Raw genomic sequence first — 4,195 nt, 5'->3', positions numbered from 1 at the left:
CTCGGCTAGGGTTTATCATGACGTTGATTTGTCGGAAGGTATAAAGAGGTATAATGAAATGAGAGTTTATTACGCTGTAAGGTCTAAAATATATCATGAATTAGATCTAGAGGCATTTCCTCATAAGATTACCTTTCTAATCTCACTTCCAATATATGTTGGATATTATGCATATGTTGGAATGAATAGTAAAGGGTTACGAGGTTTAAAGGCTGCTCTTGAAGGCTTTATTGATGGTATAATAGGTAGAGAAGGACTTAAGTATATTTAAAGAGATAATATACGCGCGTACATAGTTTTGGCTAATTGTTTATTTGATTATTTGATTGATATTATATGTTCTATATGTTCTCTTCTCTTCTTTTTATATAAATAAATACCCTATTAAAAACGGAATCCCCCTAGCTAAATATAGTAAGTAGAGAAGGAGCTTATTCCCTAAGCATATATTTCTTTTAGTCTTATTTATCGTAACAAAATTATGATAGGGTGTACCTCTCAGCATTTTTAAGCTTTTGCCATACCTATGATATTTCTTAATGATTTGAAATAATGTAGCATCTCCGTAATGAAATATTAACCTATCTTTAAGCAGAAAAACATCATCGCTCTCTTTTCTTGCCTCGTAGTATATTAATACGTGATCTGGAAAAACTATTTTATCAAATTTATCTTTTAGATTTTCCTTCAGTCTACTGAAAGCTTTATCTAATATTTCTCTTCTGAAAAACCTAGGAAGTGCGAACCATTTTACAGTATCTATACTGTTACATTCTACGATATTTTCTTTATCTAAATTGGCTAATCTTAACCAAAACGTATTCCCTATCTCCTGCTCTCCTATTATCACCATATCGTGGTTTAATGTAGACAAGATGCTTAATGCATCTCTTCTCAGTACCCTAGTTTCGTCTAATATTAAAGCGTATTCTCCCTTTGACTCTAAATGCGCTAAATACCTAGCGTTAAGTAATCGAGTTATAGCCTTAACTTCTTTGAAGCCATATTGTTTTATTAGGTCAGAAATTTCCTCACCTCCAGAGTTGGTTATTATTACCTCAAAGTCTTGATAGGTTTGACTCCTTATCGACTCAAATACTTCATTCAAATATTTTCCATGGACAACTGGTATTTCTATGGATATCATATTTTAATAAAAGTTTAGGTTTGATAAAAAGGTTACTAGCAACAAGATTTACGTATTACTTACCTAGTTTTTAGCGGTTCTTTTACATAATTTAAAAGTACATTTACCGTCATTCTCTAGTCCGTCAATCATCCACTGTTTCTCAATTAGTTAATTGTTAAAACTATGAGTATCATGAAAAATGGTATAAATATCTATTTATCCAATTTATCCAATAATTACTTAAAATTATTAATATCTGCTTAAATATTACAACTTAAATCTCTATACCTTCTATGATAAACCTTATATATACGCTTAAATTGAGTAGAAATGTGAAAAGACTAGCAAGGATCATACATAATAAGCTTATTTTTGTCTTAACTACTTCAATTTTATCTTCTGCTATCATGACAATTCTAATTTATAATAAAGGTTATATTTACTCTACTGGAGATACTGTATATCCACTATCATCAAATGTATTCTATAATTATAATCTTTTCTTTAATAACATAAACGGAGGCTCTCCAGCGATAGTGAATTATCCGCCACTTAACAATATTATTGCTCTTATACTTCTATTACCTTTTTTTAATCAGTATTCAGAAATAGTTGCTTTCTTTATAGACACATTTATTGCAAATGTTGCAATTTCTCTATTAGTTTATAAGAGTATAGAAAGGCAAGAAAATATTAAAATGAATTTATACATTTATTTTGTTACTATACTATCAGAAAGTATATTATATACTGGGCCATTTCTCTACTATAATATAGCATTAGGTGTAACCACGTTCTTTCCCATTTTAACATCTTTTCCTTGGGCTATTTACTTTATAGATTCTGTAATTAATGATGATGAAAAATTCTATATCAAATTAATAAAAATTGTTATTTCTGGAATAATAGTTATTTTATTTATAGCCCCGATTCCTACTTTGTTACTTGTTGGTTATAGTATGATAATTATATTATTTCTATCTTATTTGTTTTTAAGTAAAACAAACATCAAACAAAAATTGAAAATAATTGTTGCAGCTTCTGTATTATTTGTAATATTAAATATTCCTTATTTAGAACTATATTTAAACGTATTTATTAAACCTCTCCCTTCAAACACCGCTGAAGTTAGCTCAGGTTACGTTATGTTAATAGAAGTTAATAACCAACTATCGGAAGGAAGAATAGGCAATGTGCTTACGCTCTCTAACTATCGTATCTCAGTTCTTGCTCAAACAAATCCTATATTAGTATCAATGTTAGTATTAAATGCAATACTGGTCGTAGTTCCCTTTATTGTAGAGAGAAAAATAAAGTATGCTATACCACCTTTTATTTCCTTTCTGTTTCTAAGCGGATGGTTAGGAGCTTTTTACTCTAATTTTTATATATACAACATATACGCAAAAATACCTTACCTATGGAGTCTTGACTACCCGACCTTGTCTTTTCTATATTTCGTAACTCTCTCTTTTTCACTCGCTTTAGGTATTGGACTTAGTCATCTAAATTTTAGAAAAACAATATTAAAAATAGTTATAATTTTATTATTAATAATTTCTGTTTTTGCTAATTTCTATATTGCATATACAGGCTCCTATCAAAGTTTCTCTATTGGCTATCCACCTAGGCAATCTATACAAACTTATTTTCCTGACTATTTATACAAAATATCAAGCATTATTGATTCTTCGAACATATATAATCCGCGTATCTTAGTTTTCCCGTTATCTCCTCTCTACGTTGCGTATAATTTCTCTAATACTGTATATACAGGTGCAGGTTTTTGGTATACTCTACTTAAAGGTGATGTATACTCGTCTTACTATTCACCTGGTGCTGCTTTAGAGTGGTTTATAAACTTGTATCCAGCATTAAATTTAACAGATATAGAGCCCGTACTAAACGCAATGAAAATATTAGGTATAAATTACGTTGTTGTAACGAGAAATATTATTCCTTATTATTATTATGGATTGTATAATCAGGCTAAAATTCAAAACTTCGAAGAATATTTGAAAGATTATCCAATTCTTTTTAACAATAGTGATATGAGTTTATACTACTTTTCAAATGAGCAAGTGGTTTCGCCAATAAAATACATAATCTTAGTGAATATATCTGGAGTCCCTGAGGATATCTATTATACACTAGCTTATAATCCCTATAAGTTGTCCTTATTTAGAGAAGCTTTAGCTATTAGTTTCGTTAATTACTCTAGCGCGATAATATTTCCTAAGTCATATGAAAGCTATTTGCTTAAATATCTTAATGGAGAAGATATAAATATTACAAATGTTAATGAGAATATTACAGTTATAACAATTAATAATATTAATGTAAAAAGTGTAGTATATGGTAATGCTCCTAATGAATTTACAATTAAAATATCTACAGAACCTACGCAAAATTATACCTATATTCCTTTAATTGTAAGATACAATTATTTTCCTATATATAATAATTATTATAGTGGAAATTATTCTGATCTAGTCATAATCCCAGCATATGCTAATGAAACATACTTATTGCTTGTAAAGCCATCATCGCCGTTTACTATTATTAATTTTAATTATACAATACATAATATAGCATATTACACGATAATTGTGTATCCTTTGCTAGTAATTATCCTTACAATTTATCTTATTCTGAGAAATAGATTAGGCGTGCTAATAAAAACGATTTCTTCTAATTTAAATAATTTTAGAAAAAGACCTCTTAAATAATGCAATTATACGATCAGGTCTTCCTTGATGACTATCCTTTATTACGTATTTTTTATCTCTACATAGTGATAGTTTATGCTAATATAAGGAGCTGATAATAGGAGATAAATATTAGATTACGAAATGATAGTAGGTTATAACTAAATTGGAATATAAGCAATAGTTTATTATTTTTATGTTAAAAATTTTTTTATACCATAAGCAATTATCTTCTCTCTTATTGGCCTAGGTAGAAATAATACAAGTCCAGTAATTGTCTTAGCTAAATTAATCATAAACGACCAATCTTTGGCAGTAATAGTTAATAATGCAAGCTTCTCACCTAATGTAAACTCCA

The 4,195-nt window shown here is 28.7% G+C and carries 3 protein-coding genes; 2 read left to right on the top strand and 1 reads right to left on the bottom strand.

What is annotated here, in order from left to right; all coding sequences use genetic code 11:
- Positions 1 to 271: glycosyltransferase family 2 protein (locus QXE01_11865; GenBank protein MEM4971934.1), on the top strand; the 271-nt coding region annotated here is incomplete at its 5' end.
- A gap of 93 nt (positions 272 to 364) precedes the next feature.
- Here the strand turns inward: QXE01_11865 and QXE01_11860 are convergent.
- Positions 365 to 1,147 carry a glycosyltransferase family 2 protein gene (locus QXE01_11860; GenBank protein ID MEM4971933.1) on the bottom strand — a complete coding sequence of 261 codons (783 nt, stop codon included), beginning with the start codon at positions 1,145 to 1,147 and terminating at the stop codon, positions 365 to 367.
- Between the two features lie 314 nt (positions 1,148 to 1,461).
- Between QXE01_11860 and QXE01_11855 the strand changes: the two genes are divergently transcribed.
- Positions 1,462 to 3,858 carry a hypothetical protein gene (locus QXE01_11855; GenBank protein MEM4971932.1) on the top strand — a complete coding sequence of 799 codons (2,397 nt, stop codon included), beginning with the start codon at positions 1,462 to 1,464 and terminating at the stop codon, positions 3,856 to 3,858.
- Positions 3,859 to 4,195: the final 337 nt, after the last annotated feature.

This window comes from Sulfolobales archaeon, assembly GCA_038897115.1.
Taxonomy (GTDB): domain Archaea; phylum Thermoproteota; class Thermoprotei_A; order Sulfolobales; family AG1; genus AG1.
The sequence above is the reverse complement of the archived record's forward strand: the minus strand, read 5'-3'. Positions and strand labels throughout refer to the sequence as shown.